Origin of the sequence: Shewanella sp. S1-49-MNA-CIBAN-0167 (assembly GCF_040310145.1) — a bacterium.
Classification (GTDB): domain Bacteria; phylum Pseudomonadota; class Gammaproteobacteria; order Enterobacterales; family Shewanellaceae; genus Shewanella; species Shewanella psychromarinicola.
Map to the genome: position 1 here is coordinate 1 of NZ_JBEOPO010000234.1, position 277 is coordinate 277.

The 277-nt window shown below is 42.2% G+C and carries 1 protein-coding gene; it reads left to right on the top strand.

Translation table 11 applies throughout. The annotated features are described in order from the left end of the window. A partial coding sequence (locus AAEZ00_RS21135; protein WP_351089852.1) for a NanQ anomerase/TabA/YiaL family protein occupies positions 1 to 277 on the top strand: 277 nt, incomplete at both ends.

The following is a 277-nucleotide window of genomic DNA, read 5'->3' on the forward strand; positions in this document are numbered from 1 at the left end:
CTTTAGCAAATCGCCACCTATACACTCAACTTAGCCCGAGATTAGCCAAAGCATTAGCTCATCTCGCGGACACAGACTTTAGCCAGCTTGAAGTGGGCAACTATCCGCTTGAAGGCAAAGACATTTTCGTTATCGTCAATGACTATGAAACTAAGCCTAAAGAGATCGAACCCTTTGAAGTTCATCAACAGTATATTGATGTGCAGTATGTGGTTAGCGGTGAAGAAGAATTTGGCTATTTACCGTTAGCCAATCAAACGCCTTCTAAGCCTTATTT